Origin of the sequence: Flavobacterium sp. N1736, assembly GCF_025947065.1 — a bacterium.
In the GTDB taxonomy this organism is placed as follows: domain Bacteria; phylum Bacteroidota; class Bacteroidia; order Flavobacteriales; family Flavobacteriaceae; genus Flavobacterium.
The window spans coordinates 4,368,453-4,385,654 of the sequence record NZ_CP109994.1 but is presented as its reverse complement, the minus strand read 5'-3'; the positions used below and the strand labels follow the sequence as shown (position 1 = coordinate 4,385,654).

14 protein-coding genes are annotated in these 17,202 nt (G+C 31.2%); 11 read left to right on the top strand and 3 right to left on the bottom strand.

Going from position 1 to position 17,202, the window contains the following annotated elements:
• Positions 1-2: 2 nt before the first annotated feature.
• Complete coding sequence (locus tag OLM54_RS18605; protein ID WP_264536048.1) at positions 3-746, bottom strand: LA_2272 family surface repeat-containing protein; 744 nt, start codon at positions 744-746, stop codon at positions 3-5.
• A 103-nt stretch (positions 747-849) separates the two neighbouring features.
• Here OLM54_RS18605 and OLM54_RS18600 point away from each other — a divergent pair, with 103 nt between their 5' ends.
• From OLM54_RS18600 to rpe, 8 genes are all read left to right on the top strand, one after another.
• Positions 850-1,812, top strand: coding sequence for a hypothetical protein (locus tag OLM54_RS18600; protein WP_264536047.1), 963 nt, complete (start codon positions 850-852; stop codon positions 1,810-1,812).
• A 178-nt stretch (positions 1,813-1,990) separates the two neighbouring features.
• Positions 1,991-2,734 (top strand): hypothetical protein, encoded by a 744-nt coding sequence (locus tag OLM54_RS18595; protein ID WP_264536046.1) that lies wholly within the window; start codon positions 1,991-1,993, stop codon positions 2,732-2,734.
• A gap of 5 nt (positions 2,735-2,739) precedes the next feature.
• On the top strand, positions 2,740-5,523 hold the full coding sequence (locus OLM54_RS18590) for a TonB-dependent receptor (RefSeq protein ID WP_264536045.1): 2,784 nt from the start codon (positions 2,740-2,742) through the stop codon (positions 5,521-5,523).
• Between the two features lie 4 nt (positions 5,524-5,527).
• Positions 5,528-6,703 (top strand): DUF4249 domain-containing protein, encoded by a 1,176-nt coding sequence (locus tag OLM54_RS18585; RefSeq protein WP_264536044.1) that lies wholly within the window; start codon positions 5,528-5,530, stop codon positions 6,701-6,703.
• An 89-nt stretch (positions 6,704-6,792) separates the two neighbouring features.
• Positions 6,793-7,959: a DUF4249 domain-containing protein gene (locus OLM54_RS18580; protein WP_264536043.1), complete on the top strand. Its 1,167-nt coding sequence runs from the start codon at positions 6,793-6,795 to the stop codon at positions 7,957-7,959.
• Positions 7,960-7,973: 14 nt separating this feature from the next.
• Positions 7,974-9,698 (top strand): hypothetical protein, encoded by a 1,725-nt coding sequence (locus OLM54_RS18575; protein ID WP_264536042.1) that lies wholly within the window; start codon positions 7,974-7,976, stop codon positions 9,696-9,698.
• A gap of 140 nt (positions 9,699-9,838) precedes the next feature.
• Positions 9,839-10,702, top strand: a complete 864-nt coding sequence (locus tag OLM54_RS18570; RefSeq protein ID WP_007804760.1) for an RNA polymerase sigma factor RpoD/SigA — start codon at positions 9,839-9,841, stop codon at positions 10,700-10,702.
• A 344-nt stretch (positions 10,703-11,046) separates the two neighbouring features.
• The gene (rpe, locus tag OLM54_RS18565; RefSeq protein WP_264536041.1) at positions 11,047-11,709 is read left to right on the top strand and encodes a ribulose-phosphate 3-epimerase; all 663 of its coding nucleotides are present in this window, start codon (positions 11,047-11,049) and stop codon (positions 11,707-11,709) included.
• Here the strand turns inward: rpe and OLM54_RS18560 are convergent.
• Entirely contained in the window at positions 11,686-12,483 is a 798-nt protein-coding gene (locus OLM54_RS18560; protein ID WP_264536040.1) for a DNA/RNA non-specific endonuclease, read from the bottom strand. The two genes, rpe and OLM54_RS18560, sit on opposite strands and share 24 nt — an antisense overlap.
• Positions 12,484-12,567: 84 nt before the next feature.
• On the bottom strand, positions 12,568-14,754 hold the full coding sequence (locus tag OLM54_RS18555) for a carboxy terminal-processing peptidase (protein WP_264536039.1): 2,187 nt from the start codon (positions 14,752-14,754) through the stop codon (positions 12,568-12,570).
• Between the two features lie 216 nt (positions 14,755-14,970).
• On the opposite strand from OLM54_RS18555, the gene surE reads away from it, so the two are divergent.
• The 3 genes from surE to lpxB all read left to right on the top strand — a co-directional run bounded on the left by surE (position 14,971) and on the right by lpxB (position 17,196).
• Positions 14,971-15,750, top strand: coding sequence for a 5'/3'-nucleotidase SurE (gene surE, locus OLM54_RS18550; protein ID WP_264536038.1), 780 nt, complete (start codon positions 14,971-14,973; stop codon positions 15,748-15,750).
• Positions 15,743-16,015: a hypothetical protein gene (locus tag OLM54_RS18545; protein WP_264536037.1), complete on the top strand. Its 273-nt coding sequence runs from the start codon at positions 15,743-15,745 to the stop codon at positions 16,013-16,015. The genes surE and OLM54_RS18545 overlap by 8 nt, the downstream gene beginning before the upstream one ends.
• A 65-nt stretch (positions 16,016-16,080) precedes the next feature.
• Entirely contained in the window at positions 16,081-17,196 is a 1,116-nt protein-coding gene (gene lpxB, locus OLM54_RS18540; protein WP_264536036.1) for a lipid-A-disaccharide synthase, read from the top strand.
• Positions 17,197-17,202: the final 6 nt, after the last annotated feature.

The following is a 17,202-nucleotide window of genomic DNA, read 5'->3' as shown; positions in this document are numbered from 1 at the left end:
ATTTACCAGTTTAAAAAAGGCATTGACCTTTTATTATTTATATTCCAAAGACCTAATTGAAAACCTTTTGAATTTGATTTATTCAAAATTCCAATTTGCAAACCTCTATTAATCCTCGTTTGATTAAAAACTCCTAAATGCAGTCCACTTAATTGATACGATAGATTGTAGATTCCAATTGTCGAGCCGGTTAAATCATTATTAGCATTATAAATACCAAGCGAAAGTCCGTTTTGATGATCTGCAATTGTTCCTAAAACAGTAATCGAAAGACCATTAAAATTGTTGAATTTATTTCCTGCAGAAATATTTAATCCGTTCATACTAGTCATAGTAAAAAAACATCCCGAACTAATATTTAATCCGTTCAATTGTAAATCAGGCGCATAACGCACACTTTTAATTTTAAAATCTTCATCAGTAGTTTTTACAATACCATTGATTTTATTATTTCTAATTTTTTCATCCAGATGCATTAAGCATATAAAAGCATAGAATGCCCCGGCTGCAGGTGCCGGATTTGCCTCTATATTTATACCATTAATAGTTTGGTATTCAATATTTTTATTCTCAATATGTCCAAGACCAAATACCAATCCGTTTACTTTATCTACTTTTTTAGAAATTGGTGAAAGACTGAAAATTTGCGAATGCAGTATAACGGAATCCTTTTGAATCAGTACTGAATTTTGACTGTAAGAATATCCAAAAACAAAACTTAGAACGACTAAAATTGATGTTTTCATAAAATTATATTTAAAAATTACAGAACAAACCTATTGCAATTATCACATACAAATTTGCTTAAATCAATTAAACTATTTATTATATTTGTGATTATCGCAAATTATGAAATATCAAGAATCTTTTTTAAAGGCAATTCGGAACAAGATTCCAAAATCGGCATCTGTAATAGATGAAATTGCTGCTATTTTAGAAATTAGTTATGATGCATCACATCGAAGAATATCTGAAAAAAGTAAGTTTTCGATTGATGAAACCATAAAACTAGCAGATCATTTCAATATATCTCTGGATAATTTATTTTCGAAGAAAGAAAAAGTGATCGTAGAGAAAACAATTGAAATAGAAACATTAAAAGATATGCTTCAATATTTCAGGACATCAGCAGAACAAATTGAAATATTAACCAAAAATCCCAAAACAACTCTTTTTTATTCCGCGAAAGATATTCCGCTGTTTTATTTTATGGACGGAACTATTTTATCAAAATTCAAAGCTTTTGTCTGGCTGAATCTTTTAAACACAAATCAGAAGAAAGTCAATTTTGAGAGTTTTATAATTGAAGAATCATTTGCAGAATACATGCAAAAGCTAAAAAATGTATATGAAAATACTATTGTTAATGAAATTTGGAACGACACAACAATAAACAGTAGTCTACAACAAATTTTATATTTTCATGAGGCTGGTTTACTTTCCCTCAAAAATGCAAATGCACTTTGCAAAGACTTGAAAAGAATTATTAATTTGATTCAGGAAAAATGCAATGCGCCAAATACGAATTTCAATATTTATTATAACGAGTTGATTTTACTCAACAATAATATGCTTATTGAAACAGAAGAAAAGTTAACCATGTTTGTTCCTTACACTCTTTTAGGATATTTTATTACTGATAATGAAGATAGTTGCAAAAATGTGCATCAATTTTTTAAACAGCAAATTATCAATTCAAAACCTTTAGGACAATCCGGAATTAAGGAACAAAATCTATTTTTTAACAGGGCTATCAGGAAGATCGATTATTATCTTGAAAAGATAAATTCACAGGTAGATTTACTGTTTTAAAAACTGATATTTAAAAATAATTTTTTCATTAAAAATCCTAATTCATCTATATGACTTGGGATTTTTTATTTAAACTAGTAAATAATAAATGACATTTTAACACTTATGCGTGAAATTTATAACATTTTTTTGATACTTTTGAAATCGCCAAAATAAAACATTAAAACCACACAATCCTTTGAAAAATTATCAAAAAAAATCTGCTTTCCTTATTTTATTTGGATTATTCTTAAACATTTTCGCTATTCACAGCCAAACAAGCAATGATGTCGCTATTTACAATTGGTTCGATAAAACGATTGGTAAAGAGAATTTGGACATTATTAATGGCATTCCGCACACCAATCCTTACAGAACAGTTGAAGGAAATCATTTGTATTATATTAATCAGTACGAATTGGGAACACTCACTTATGAAGGGCAAATGTATTATAATGTAAAACTAAAATATGACATTTATAGAGATGTTTTGGTTTTGAATCCTTTTGGTGAATCAGAAAACGTTGGAATAAATGTTATCACTACCAAAGTAGGATCTTTTTCTATTAAAGACAAAAACTTTGTAAATATTGACAGAAAAGATCCGGCAGTTCCTGAATTTACAGCTGGTTTTTATGAAGAAAATAAAATCTCTCCTGATTTTACATTTTACATCAAACATCATAAAAATCAACAAAAATCAATTAATGAAGGGATTTTACTTTACACTTTTAAAGAAGACACTTCTTATTTTCTTGATTTAAAAGGCAAAATTTATTCCATACAAAGCAAGAACGACATCATCAAACTATTTCCAGACCAAAAAAAGCAAATCAATGGGTTTTATTTAATGAATAGAGAACTTAAAAATTCAGACTCGAATCAATTTATGAGAAATTTGATGAAATATATTAGTAATTCTCTTTCCATTCAAACCAAATAAGACAAATGAAAAAATTTATACTCGCCTTAATTATTTTATTCTCATTTCAATTATCTGTTGCCCAAAATTCGAATGAGAAAATATCTATAACCTTTAAAGATGATACTTTAGAAAGTGCCTTAAAAGCAATTGAAGCATCAACATCTTACAAGTTTTATTTTGATCCAACCTGGGTTAGCTCAAATAAAACGTTAATCAACGAAACTTATACTGATATTAAAATCGATGAGTTGCTGGATAAAATTTTAAATAAAACCGATTTAAATTTTATCATTCTTAAAAAGAAAGTGATATTAACACTTAACAGCACAATACACGATGATTTACCTGCTAATTATTTTACTGATGCTCCGGCAGACAGTCAAAATAATGGAAATAACGGTACAGATAATCCTGTTTTTTATCAGCAATACGATTCATTAAATAGTTATAGTGTGACCAAAAAAGCCTCTATTGTTTTTATTGGTAAAGAAAATAAGGATTTAACTAAAAAAACGTACACTGTATCAGGCTCCATAAAAAATGCTGAAACAGGCAAACCTGAAGCTAATATTTACGTTAAAGTAAAAAACAAAAACATTAGCACTTCTAGTGATCCTGACGGAAATTATACGTTACAACTTCCAAGAGGAATCAATGTTATCGAGATAAAATCATTAAGCCATAAGGAAGTTACAAAAACTTTAATGGTTTATGATGACGGTAGTTTTGATGTGAATCTTAATGATAAATCAAATCAGTTAGATGAAGTTGTAATTAATAAAAAAGGTAAAAAACAAACCGAAACTGCCGTTTCCGGCTTGGTTTCAATTGATATTGAAGGAATAAAAAATGTGCCTTTAATTCTTGGAGAAAGAGATATTTTAAAAGTTGCGACTACTTTTCCGGGTATTAAAACTACCGGTGAAGGATCTGCAGGATTTAATGTTCGTGGTGGAAAAGACGATCAAAACCTGATTCTTTTAGACAATGCTGTACTTTATAATCCTCAGCATTTCTTAGGGTTTTTCTCAGCTATAAATCCGTATACAGCTAAAAAAGCAGATATTTATAAAGGTAGTATTCCGGCTGATTTTGGAGGAAGATTATCTTCTGTATTTGATATAACAACCAAAAACGGAAATCCGGAAAAATTTTCAGGTGAAGGAGCAATTGGTCCAATTACATCAAATCTTACGCTTAGTTTACCAATCGAAAAAAATAAATCCAGTATTATATTTGGTGGTCGTGCCACTTACTCGGACTGGATTTTAAAATCTTTAGATGATGAAAATTTAAAAAATAGTCAGGCTGGTTTTTATGACGGAATTATAAAATATAATAATGCAATTAACAGCAATAATAATATTGAAGCTACGGCGTATTATAGTCATGACCGTTTTAGTCTGAGTTCAGATTCTATATACAAATACAGCAACAGGCTTGCATCTTTAAAATGGGATCATACTTTTAATAAAAAAAGTAAAGCTGCGTTGATTTTTACAAACAGCGAATACAAATTTAATATTGATTATGACTCTGCAGATATTAACGCATTTGACTTTGGATATAAAGTAAGCGAATCACAATTACAGTTAAAATTAAATTATCAGTTAACTCCAAAACATACTTTATCTTACGGAATTGCAAGTAAATTATACAACATTTCGCCGGGTTACCAACATCCTAAAAACCCTGAATCGCTTTTAAATTCAACTGATATTGAAAAAGAAAGGGCGCTCGAATCGGCAATTTATTTAGCAGACAGTTATAAATTAAGCGATAAATTACTGCTTGATTTAGGATTGAGATATTCTTATTATGCAGCGCTTGGAGAAGCAAATGTAAATTCTTATCAGGCAGGTTTGCCTTTAAGTGACGAAACTGTAACAGGAACGACACATTACAAAAAAAATGAAGTTATAAAAACATACGGCGGTTTTGAGCCTCGTTTGGCAGCTCGTTATTTTATTACGGAAGATTTCTCGGTAAAAGCCGGATATGATATGACAAGACAGTATATTCATCTTTTGTCCAGCAATGTTACGCAATCGCCAACGGATACCTGGAAGTTATCGGACTCAAATGTAGCACCTCAAACTGCACAGCAAGTTTCTTTAGGTTTGTTTAAAAACCTAAAAGATGAAGAATATGAAATTAGTCTTGAAGGATATTACAAAAAATCTAAAAACATTCTTGATTATAAAGTTGGAGCACAACTTTTGCTAAACGAAAATGTTGAAACGGAATTATTACAAGGCGAAGGAAAAGCGTATGGTGTTGAACTTTTATTAAAGAAAACAACCGGAAGATTAAACGGATGGATAGGATATACTTATTCTCGTACTCTTATTAAATTAGATAGTCAGTTTAGTTCTGAAAGAGTAAATAACGGAGATTATTTTCCTGCAAATTTTGACAAACCTCATGATTTAAGTGCCATTTTAAATTATAAATTTACAAGACGTTATAGTTTATCAACCAACTTTTTATACCAAACGGGAAGACCTATAACATATCCAATTGGGACTTTCCATTATGGAAATTCAGATTATACTTTGTATAGCGACAGAAATGCGTACAGAATACCGGACTATATTCGTCTGGATATTGGAATTAACATTGAAGGAAATCATAAAATAAAAAAATTAGCACATAGTTTCTGGAACATTTCTGTTTACAATGTTTTAGGTAGAAATAATCCATATTCTATTTACTTCGTAACAGATCAAAGTGGAAAAGTAAAAGGGTATAAAACATCTATTTTCTCAATTCCTGTACCGAGTATTACCTATAATTTTAAATTTTAATTAAATGAAAAATTATAAACCAAATATTTGTATTATTCTTTTTCTGCTTGCCATTATTTTGAATGGCTGTACAGAATCGTATCCTTTATTAACTAATACTTATGAAGAAGTATTGGTTGTAGAGGCTACAATAACAAACGAACTTAAATTTCAGGAAATAAAACTTACGAAAACAGCCAAGTTTGAAGATGATAGTTATTTACCTGAAAGCGGAGCCAAAGTATTTATTACTGATGGTGCCGGAAATCAGTATAATTTTACACAAAACGCCGAAAATTACATCTCTGATGTAGAATTTCAGGCTCAACCGGAAAGAAAATACCAATTGCATATTACTACCAAAGATGGAAGATCTTTTGAATCATCTTTAGAAACATTAACTACTGTTAACCCTATGCACGATGTAACTCCTGCTATTGAAACAAAAGATAATGCAAGAGGAGTTGGTATTAGAATAAATAGTTTTGATGCAAATAGGCAATCCCAATATTATAGGTATGAATATGAAGAAACCTATAAAATTGTTGCCCCAAAATGGGTGCCAACTAAGGCAACATTAATTAACGGGTCACTTATTTTTACTCCAAATTCAACTGACACAAAGATTTGTTACAGCAGTAAAAAAAGTACAGATCTAATTTTAGTGAATACGAATACCCTTACTGAGGATCGTGTTAATTATTTAATTCGTTTTATTAGCGATCAGGATTATATTATTACAACAAGATACAGCATATTAGTAAAGCAATATGTAGAAAGTTTAGCCGCCTTTACCTATTACAATACTTTAAAAACAATATCAGGTTCCGGAAGTGTTTTATCGCCTACTCAACCCGGATTTTTATTAGGAAACTTAAAATCTACAAATAATCCCAATAATAAAATAGTGGGGTATTTTGATGTTGCTTCTGTATCAGTAGAAAGAATTTATTTTAATTATGGGGATATTTTTCCAAATGAACCACCTCCGCCTTATTATACAGATTGTAAAGAGTTTTGTTATGCAAATGAGCCTTTTAATCCAGATCCGTGTACACATGGTGACAGTTACTTTGATGATTTAGATGCAGAAAAAATAAGTTATTTTAACGCTAGCAGGTTTTATTTTTGGGTAAATGCACCTTGTGGCGATTGCACCACTATTGCTTCGAATATAAAACCAATATTTTGGACAGATTAAGTATTATATTAATTTCAACATCAAAAAAAAAACAGATTTTTCTACTTCTCAAAAATGGAAAATATCTATTTGTAAACAAATTTAACGTCATGTCTTTAAATAAAATATTCTTATTACTAATTATATCCTTTTTTGTAAATGGATGCACAGAAACGTACCCTCTATTAACAAATACCTATGAAGAAGCAATAGTAGTAGAAGCCACCTTAACAAATGAACTTAAAAATCAGGAAATAAAAATTACCAAAACAGCCCGATTTGAAGATACTGGCATTACAACCGAAAATGGAGCGAAGGTAATTGTGAAAGACAATTTAAACAATGAATATACTTTTGAGCAAAATGCAGGTATATATATTTCTCAATCTCCATTTCAAATTTTACCGGGGAGAGAATACACACTGGAAATAACAACTTTAGATGGAAAAATTTACCAGTCTTCTTCAGAAGTATTAACAACAGATACTCCTATTGGAAGCATTGAACCAACAGTCGTTACAAGCAAAGATAAAGGCAAAGGTGTACAGATTAACGTTAAAAGTTATGATCCTGGCAGAACTTCAAAGTATTACAGGTATGAATATGAGGAAACATACAAGATTATTGCACCAAGATGGACATCTATGAAAATAAATGTAACCGGACCAGAATCGATAGAACTTGTTCCAAACAGTCCGGATACCAGAACTTGTTATTCAACGAAAAAATCTACCGATATCATTTTGGTTAATACTAATGATCAAGCCGAAGATCGCGTAAATCTTCCGATTCGGTTTATTGAAGAAAACAATTACATTATAGGTCACAGATACAGTATATTAGTTAAACAATATGTAGAAAGTTTGGGCGCCTATACATTTCACAAAATAATGAGAGACATAGCAAGTTCTTCAAGCATTTTATCCCCGAAACAACCTGGAGTTATAAGTGGAAATATAAAATGTATTAATGATCCTAACAAAAATGTAATTGGTTATTTTGGATTAAATACGGTATCGTCATTGAGAATCTTTTTTAATTATACTGATATGTTTCCTGAAAACTTTCCTCCTTATTTTAATACCTGCGAAGATATTCCGTTTTTATTTTGCTTTAGAGGAGATAGTTGTGAAGGAGAATCAATGATTTACAATCTGGAAAGAAACCTAATGATCTATAACTCAAATTTGGGAAATAAATATATTTTAGTAGACGCTGAATGCGGAGACTGCACATCATTTTCATCTAACGTAATACCTTCATTTTGGACAGAATAAAACACCTTTTTGTATTGCTTGTACTTATAAGTACACAATTCAGCAGCGCACAACAAACCATCTCTCTGGATGAAACTGTTTTTATCCATTCAAATGCGACAACATTTGTTTCGGGTGAAACCTTATTGTATAAAATTTATTGCTTAAAAGCTACCGATAAAACACCAAGCAACATTAGCAAAGTTGCTTATGTAGAACTTGTAGATAGTAATAAAAAATCGGTTTTTAAAACTAAAGTTTCTTTAGAAAATGCAGTGGGACAAGGTGATTATTTTGTTCCCACAACTTTAAAAACAGGAAGCTATAAGCTTATTGGTTATACAAACTGGATGTTGAACAAACCAATTTCTGAATTATTTCAGCTTGAAATAAACATCGTTAATCCATACAAAACAACAGAGAAAGGTACGTCTGAAAATAGTTTGGCAACAAATGTTTCTCCGTCAGGTAATACGCAAAGTGCGTCAATTGAAAGCAACCTTACAAATGAAAATGTGAAGTTCAATTTGAATAAAAAAACATTTGCAAATCGTGAATTGGTCGATTTAAAAATTGAATCTTTAAACGCAGCTTTTGCCGATGGAAATTATTCTTTATCAGTAAGAAAATTAGACAATATACCAACAAAAAGTCAAGTTTCTGCAGCTGATTTTGCTGTAAAAACAGCATATCCGGTATTACTTGATTTACAAAATAAAGATCAAAAAATAATTCTTCCGGAACTTCGAGGAGAAACTATTTCGGGAAAAATCACAGCGCAAAACAATACTGACAAAGTAGGAGACATTAGCATTGGCTTATCGCTTCCGGGAAAATCTTTTGCTTTTAAAGTTGTAAAAACAGATTCTGAAGGAAATTTTATTTTCAACATCAATAAAACATATTATACAGCAGATGTTGTAGTTCATATCATTGATGAGAAAGCCATTAATTATAACCTGACAGTAAATAATGCACCAGAAATAGAGTATTCAAAATTATCTTATGAGCAAAACGCCAATTTATCATACATAATTAAAGAAAGTCTTTTAGACCGATCTGTTTCCAGTCAGGTTGAAAATGCTTATTATCATAAAAAAGTAGATAATATCGAAAAAACGCCAACACTTGAAACTTTCTACTATCCTTTGGCAAAAGAATATGTTTTGGATGATTATACCCGATTTAAAACATTAAAAGAAACGATGACTGAAGTTACTACAGAAGTTTATCACAAACAAGTAGGTGACAAAACATATTTGCATGTTAATGATCCAAACGTTTTTCCTCAATTACCAGAAGCTGCATTAGTTTTGGTTGATGGTTTATATTTAGAAAATCAAAATGATTTGATGACTTATAATATGAAAAACGTTTATAAAATTGATGTAATTATTGGAAGATATTATGTTGGCTCAAAATCTTTTAACGGATTGGTTAGTTTTACAACTTTTGATAAAGATTTTAAAAGTACCGAAAAAGGAAGTTTCATCGCAAAACCTGTTGTATTAAGACCACAGCCAAAAAAATTATATAATAAAATTGAGTATACGAACCTGAGTGACAACGCCAGAATTCCGGATTTTAGAAATCAGTTATTTTGGAATCCTGAAGTTGCCGTAAATGACAAGAATAATAATTCTTTTTACACTTCGGATCTTTCAGGAACTTTTGAGATAAGACTTGAAGGTTTTGCAAAAAACGGATCACCGGTTTCCTTAAAAGAAATTATTGAAGTAAAAGACTCAACTTCAAACTAATAAACTCAAATTATCAAATAAAAATTCCCGTTTCTACAATATTGAAACGGGAATTTTTATTTTTTTTCAAAAGTATTGTAACTTTTCGATAACTTTTTACGTATAACTAATTGTACACTTTAAAATAAGGAGACAATACAATGAGACAACTTAAAATCACCAAGCAGGTAACCAATCGTGAAACTGCATCGTTAGATAAATATCTACAAGAAATCGGAAAAGTTGACCTAATTACCGCTGATGAAGAGGTAGAATTAGCACAAAGAATAAAGGCTGGTGATCAAAGAGCTTTAGAAAAACTTACAAAAGCCAACCTACGTTTCGTAGTATCGGTTGCTAAACAATATCAAAATCAAGGATTAACTCTTCCTGATTTAATTAACGAAGGAAACTTAGGTTTAATTAAAGCGGCTCAACGTTTTGATGAAACTCGTGGTTTCAAATTTATCTCTTACGCAGTTTGGTGGATTCGTCAATCGATCCTTCAGGCTTTGGCAGAACAATCCCGTATTGTTCGTTTACCATTAAATAAAATTGGTTCTATCAATAAAATCAACAAAATGTACGCTTTATTAGAGCAATCTAACGAGCGTCCGCCTTCTGCTGAAGAAATTGCAAAAGAACTTGACATGACTGTAAATGACGTAAAAGAGTCTATGAAAAACTCTGGTCGTCACTTATCTATGGATGCGCCTCTTGTTGAAGGTGAAGATTCTAACCTTTACGACGTTTTACGTTCTGGAGAATCTCCAAATCCTGACAGAGAATTAATTCACGAATCATTACGTACTGAAATTGAGCGTTCTCTAGAAACATTAACTCCAAGAGAGGCAGATGTTGTTCGTTTATATTTCGGTCTTGGAGACCAACACCCAATGACTTTAGAAGAAATTGGAGAAACTTTCGACCTTACTCGTGAGCGTGTTCGTCAGATTAAAGAAAAAGCAATCCGCAGATTAAAACATACTTCAAGAAGTAAAATCCTTAAAACCTATTTAGGTTAATAAGTAAAATATATTTGTTTCAGGTTTAAAGTTTCGGGTTCCTCAAAAAACTTGAAACCTTAAACTTGAAATAATTTTAACGCAAACAACAGTTTGATTGACTGTTCGTTTTTTGATTGATGATTGAAACTCCGGCTGATTACCGGAGTTTTTTATTTTTGTTTGAAACATTAAAAGATTAAGTTTATAAAGAAAGATCCTTAATTAGCTAAAAAAACAAGCTAATTAATACACAAAGCTTAATAAACTTAATCTCTTAATGGTTCAAAAATGAAATTTAATTTCATTGTAAACGAAACTAAAGTCTTACTTTTGCAAAAAATAACAACACACAACTACACACAATGAAGAATACACTTATTGCTCCTTCTGTTCTTGCAGCTGATTTTGCCAATTTACAACGTGATATTGAAATGATAAACAATAGTGAGGCTGATTGGTTTCATATTGATATTATGGATGGAGTTTTTGTTCCGAATATTTCTTTTGGAATGCCAGTTTTGGAAGCAATTTCAAAACATGCAAAAAAAACAATTGATGTGCATTTAATGATTATTGATCCTGACAGATACATTAAAACTTTTGCTGATTTAGGAGCTAATATATTAAGCGTACACTATGAAGCCTGCACTCACTTGCACAGAACATTACAAGCGATAAAAGCCGAAGGAATGAAAGCTGGAGTTGCCATTAATCCACATACAAATATTGATCTCTTAGAAGACGTTATTAACGATATTGACCTTGTTTGCATCATGAGTGTAAATCCGGGTTTTGGCGGACAATCATTTATTGAAAATACGTATGCTAAGGTTAAAAAGCTAAAAGATTTAATTACACGAAAAGGCGCATCAACAATTATTGAAATTGATGGTGGCGTAACAAACAAAAATGCAAAACAATTAGTAGAGGCCGGAGCAGATGTTTTGGTTGCAGGGAGCTTTGTTTTTAAAGCAGAAAATCCAACTCAAACTATTGCAGATTTAAAAGTCCTTACTGCTTTTTAAATTTTTCAAATTCGGAAAGAAATCAATACCTGTCATTTTTTCTAACGTTTCAATAGGAACAACGAAATCATAAAGTGACTTATCGCTATCTTCATTGGGAACCAAAAAAGCAATTGCTTTGTGTTCATTCCCGGATTTAGCTAAAATAATTTTATAAAAATATTTAGGAACAGATACTTTTTCTGTTCCTATTTTTTTATCCGCATCTTTCAAAATTCCACCGGTAACAACGTAAATATCATTATACTTACCAGCCCAATAACGCGTTTTTTGTTCCAATCTATTCCAGATTCCACTATTAAAATCGTGCTTTTGAGGTGAAATATTCGAAGTATAAAAAGTATCGGTATAAGCATCTTTATTAAATTCCATATCTCCGGCAGGACAAAGATGGCCTTTATCATAACCTGAATTTTTATAATTTCTCCAATCTGCAGAACCTGTGGTTACTTCCGGATCCTCAATAAAATAAGGTCTTTTAAAATCGTTGTTTTTTAGATATTCCTTTTTTAATTCATACGCAACCCATTCGGCTTGTTCATGTTTTTCATCATAAGACAATGTATAATACTTATGCTTAACAATTTGATTTGTTGTAGATGTTGGCAAATAAGTAACATTATAGCCTGAATCTGTACTGTTTTGATTTGATACAAAATCAGATGACACATCCTTTACAGCATCATCTTTTACAATCTCTTCTTTATCTTTTATTTCATTTTTACAAGAAAACAAGGCCAAACCAATCAAACTAAATACAAGACTCTTTATCATATTATTTTTAATTAAAATTCATAAAAAAACGCTCCGTAAATATAAACTTTCGGAGCGTTTTTTATGAATTAGTTTTCTAAAAAATTAAGATTTTACTAATTTATCTTTTTTCATTTTACTTGAAGATGCGCCTTTAACAACACTGCTTTTGCTTTGTAAATCATCTAAAACATTCAAAGCTTCTTCAACATAAACATCTTTAGATAATGCCTGGTGCCAGGCTTCTCTTTTTTCTTTTAAAGTAGCATCGTTTTTAACTTCAAGCTCTTCATAAGGTAAAGATTTAAAAACCAGATTGTTTTTATAATCTGAAATTGGTTTGTATTTTTTACCTTCATTTTCAACTTGTTCCTGAGTAGCTTTAAAACTATTGATATTTAAACTATACGTATTCTCTTTGTTTTTAACATCAATCCATTTTGCATTATCCTCAATTAATTTAAACTGAGTATTATTTGCAATTCTGTTTCTACTGTTTGCAATTGCCTGATTAAACTTCTCAGTTCCTGTCCAGGTATTATAATCTGCCTGATCAATTTTATCCCAAGGCATTGCGTTATCTATATCACGCTCACCCATTTTTAGGTAAGCATAACGATCCGGCATAACCACATCACTATGAACGCCTTCTAACTGAGTTGAACCTCCGTTAATTCTGTAGAATTTTTGCCCTGTAATTTTCAAAGCACCTAGATCACCATAATTTGTATTACGAACAAACTGGTTCAAATCAAGAACGTTTTGTACGGTACCTTTTCCATAAGTTTGTTTACTTCCAATGATAATACCACGTTTATAATCCTGAATTGCAGCAGCCAAAATCTCTGAAGCCGAAGCTGAGAAACTGTTCACCATAATTACTAATGGTCCGTCCCACTCTATTTTTTTATCTTTATCGTATAAAACTTCTTTCTTTTTTCCGGCAGATTTTACCTGAACAATTGGTCCTTCTTCAATAAATAAACCTGCGATATCAACAACTGTAGACAAAGATCCACCACCATCATCACGAACATCAAGTACAATTCCGTTAATATCTTCTTTTTTCAGTCTTTCAACTTCAAGAGCGATATCTTTTCCGGCATCACGACCATCTTTATTTTCAAAATCGATATAAAATTTAGGTAAATAAATTACGCCGTATTTCAATCCGTTTTTCTCTACGATACTTGATTTTGCATATGTTTCTTCAATTTCAACAACGTCTCTGATAATCGAAATGACTTTAATGCTTCCATCAACTTTTTTAACTGTAAGTTTAACTTCAGTTCCTTTATGTCCTTTAATTTTTTTCACAACATCATCCAAGCGCATACCTACAACATCTACAGGCTCTTCGTTTCCTTGTGCAACTTTCAAAATTAAATCTCCAGCCTCAAGTTGTTTTCCTTTCCATGCAGGACCGCCTGAAATTAATTCATCAATTTGAGTAAAATCATTTTTCTTAGTTAATCTCGCACCAATTCCTTCTAATTTTCCGCTAATATTTACATCAAAACGATCTTTTTCTTCCGGTGCAAAATAACTTGTGTGCGGATCAAAACGTGTCATAATTGAATTTACGTAAACCGAAAACCAATCTTGTTTATTTAAATCTTTAATAAGACTGAAATTGTCATCTAAAGATTTTAATGAACTTTCACGCGTTTCTTTTTCTAATGTTTCAAACGATTTTACTTTATAAGCAGGATCTGTTTTTTTCTTATCTTCTTCTAATTTTTGCTTTGTAACAAGCGACGAAAGAGTCGATAATTTAATCTGCTTTCTCCATCTTTCATTAATTTCTGTTAGATTTTTAGCATAAGGCAGCGTCTCATAATCGGCATTAAAAGTCTCATCAACATTGTAATTGAAAGGTTGAGCTAAAATAGTCTTATAGCGTTTTTTGCTTTCTTCCATACGTTTCATTAATCTTGTATAAGTAAGATTAAAAAACGTAAGATCTTTGTTTAAAAACTGATCGTCTAACTGCAATTCATATTGCTTAAACTCATCAATATCAGACTGTAAAAAGAATCTTTTTGAAGGGTCAAGTGCATCGATATAATCTTTAAAAATTCCTTTAGAAAACTCATCATTTATCTCAGCCGGACTGTAATGTCCTTTTTCAATAACAAACGCAAGCAATTCTAAAAGCGTTTTATCTCTGTTCGGGTCCGGATCTTCTTGTTTATTGGCATTAATTTTAAAAGCAAATAATGTCAGAGACAAGCATAATACGGCTATAAGTATTTTATAATTTCTTTTCATAAACTTAATAATAGCATTCATCAAATTTTTTAATCTAAGTTACGGTAAAAACTGTGCCAACAAAGCCAAGCTCACTATAATTTTTTGTTAAAGATATAAAAATGTTTGAAGTACCAAAGCCATCTTAACTTTAGTTGACAAATTTTATTTTAATTGTTATTATTCAACCAAAATCTGTCACTACATTTGCTTTATAATACTGCTTTTAATAGCCGTATAGTAATACAATTCTTTAGTATGAAACAAGAAAAACCGCTTATATTAGTTACCAATGATGATGGTATTCTGGCTCCCGGAATCAGGGCTTTGATAAGTGTTATGGAAACCATTGGTGAAGTAATAGTTGTAGCTCCGGATAAACCTCAAAGCGCCATGGGACATGCCATAACAATTAACAACACTTTATTTTTGGACAAAATATCAAAAGAAGAAGACATTATTGCGGAATATAGCTGTTCCGGAACTCCTGTTGATTGCGTAAAATTGGCAGTAAATGAAATTTTAAAACGAAAACCTGACCTCTGTGTTTCGGGAGTTAATCACGGATCAAATTCTTCTATAAACGTAATTTATTCAGGAACGATGAGTGCCGCCGTTGAAGCCGGAATCGAAGGAATTCCAGCCATTGGTTTTTCTTTATTAGATTTTAACTGGAATGCGGATTTTGAACCCATAAAATCTTTCATAAAAAGAATTACTTTGCAAACACTGGAAAACGGATTGCCAAAAGGTGTCGTTTTAAATGTTAATTTTCCGAAATTAAAAGAAGATGAAATTAAAGGAATAAAAATTTGCCGTCAGGCGAAAGCCTATTATGCCCAGAAATTTGACAAGCGACAAACTCCTTTTGGTAAAGATTATTACTGGCTTACAGGCAAATTTACAAACGAAGATCAAGGCGAAGATACTGATGAATGGGCTTTAGAAAATGGATATATTTCTGTAGTTCCGGTACAGTTCGATTTAACGGCACATCATACCATGCAACAACTTAATACCTGGAAATTAAATGAATAAAAAAGACATTTTTATTGGTTTCACAATCGGAATTCTTGTCGCTTTACTGGGAAGTTTTTTGTTTATAAAACTCTTCACTGACTTTGAAATTTCAACCGGAATCAAAACCATAAAACAATACGGGTATTTAGGAAAAGTAATTGCCTTAGGAACCACTTTAGACTTGGTTGTTTTTACAATTCTTCTAAAAATGAATAAAGAATTTATGGCTAGAGGAGTCATTTTTGCTGTAATTGTCTTAGCTATTTCTACTTTGTTTATTTAAATTCTATCTTTGTATTGCAAAAAAAATAGTGTTTTTAAATAAAGCACATTCTCAAAAATACTTTTATGAAATACTACATAATAGCTGGTGAAGCTTCTGGAGATTTACACGGTTCAAATTTAATGAAGGCAATATATGAGGAAGATCCTCAAGCTGAAATTAGATTTTGGGGAGGTGATTTAATGCAAAAAGCCGGAGGAACTTTGGTAAAACATTATCGCGAACTGGCCTTTATGGGTTTTATTGAAGTTGTTTTTAATCTAAAAACCATTTTAAGCAACATTACTTTTTGCAAAAAAGACATCACTAATTTTCAGCCTGATGTTCTTATTTTTATCGATTACCCGGGTTTCAATATGCGTATTGCAAAATGGGCAAAAGCGTTAAACTATAAAACACATTACTATATTTCGCCACAAATTTGGGCGTGGAAAGAAAACAGAATCAAAGCGATCAAACAAGATGTTGATAAGATGTTTGTGATTTTACCTTTCGAAAAAAGTTTTTATGAAGATAAACATCATTTTCCGGTAGATTTTGTAGGTCATCCTTTAATTGATGCCATTCAGAATCAACCTGCTTTTGAAGAAGCTGTTTTTAGAAAAGAAAACCAATTAAGCGAAAAACCAATTATTGCCGTTTTACCGGGAAGCAGAAAACAGGAAATTACCAAAATGCTCAGTGTAATGCTAAGTGTTGTTGATGATTTTCAGGATTATCAATTTGTGATTGCCGGCGCTCCAAGTCAGGATTTTGAATTTTACCAGCAGTTTATCACGAACAAAAACATCAAATTTGTTTCGAATAAAACCTATGATTTACTTCGTTCTTCAACCGCTGCATTGGTAACATCAGGAACTGCAACTTTAGAAACTGCTCTTTTTAAAGTGCCTGAAGTAGTTTGCTATAAAGGAAGCTGGGCTTCTTATCAAATTGCCAAACGCATTATAACTTTAAAATATATTTCTCTTGTAAATTTAATTATGGATCAGGAAGTGGTAACCGAATTGATTCAGGATGATTGCAATACCAAACGTATTAAAGAGGAATTGCAAAAATTACTGGAACCGGGTTACCGTGAAAACCTGCTAAAAAATTACCATATTTTAGAGCAAAAGCTTGGCGGAGTTGGCGCAAGTAAAAAGACTGCTAAACTTATTGTTGCAGATTTAAAATCTTAAAGTTTT

Bases quoted from the DNA above. Each gene is read 5' to 3' on its own strand.
- OLM54_RS18605 (WP_264536048.1), bottom strand. From the start codon at position 746: ATGAAAACATCAATTTTAGTCGTTCTAAGTTTTGTTTTTGGATATTCT.
- OLM54_RS18600 (WP_264536047.1), top strand. From the start codon at position 850: ATGAAATATCAAGAATCTTTTTTAAAGGCAATTCGGAACAAGATTCCA.
- OLM54_RS18590 (WP_264536045.1), top strand. From the start codon at position 2,740: ATGAAAAAATTTATACTCGCCTTAATTATTTTATTCTCATTTCAATTA.
- OLM54_RS18585 (WP_264536044.1), top strand. From the start codon at position 5,528: ATGAAAAATTATAAACCAAATATTTGTATTATTCTTTTTCTGCTTGCC.
- OLM54_RS18580 (WP_264536043.1), top strand. From the start codon at position 6,793: ATGTCTTTAAATAAAATATTCTTATTACTAATTATATCCTTTTTTGTA.
- OLM54_RS18570 (WP_007804760.1), top strand. From the start codon at position 9,839: ATGAGACAACTTAAAATCACCAAGCAGGTAACCAATCGTGAAACTGCA.
- rpe (WP_264536041.1), top strand. From the start codon at position 11,047: ATGAAGAATACACTTATTGCTCCTTCTGTTCTTGCAGCTGATTTTGCC.
- OLM54_RS18560 (WP_264536040.1), bottom strand. From the start codon at position 12,483: ATGATAAAGAGTCTTGTATTTAGTTTGATTGGTTTGGCCTTGTTTTCT.
- OLM54_RS18555 (WP_264536039.1), bottom strand. From the start codon at position 14,754: ATGAATGCTATTATTAAGTTTATGAAAAGAAATTATAAAATACTTATA.
- surE (WP_264536038.1), top strand. From the start codon at position 14,971: ATGAAACAAGAAAAACCGCTTATATTAGTTACCAATGATGATGGTATT.
- OLM54_RS18545 (WP_264536037.1), top strand. From the start codon at position 15,743: ATGAATAAAAAAGACATTTTTATTGGTTTCACAATCGGAATTCTTGTC.
- lpxB (WP_264536036.1), top strand. From the start codon at position 16,081: ATGAAATACTACATAATAGCTGGTGAAGCTTCTGGAGATTTACACGGT.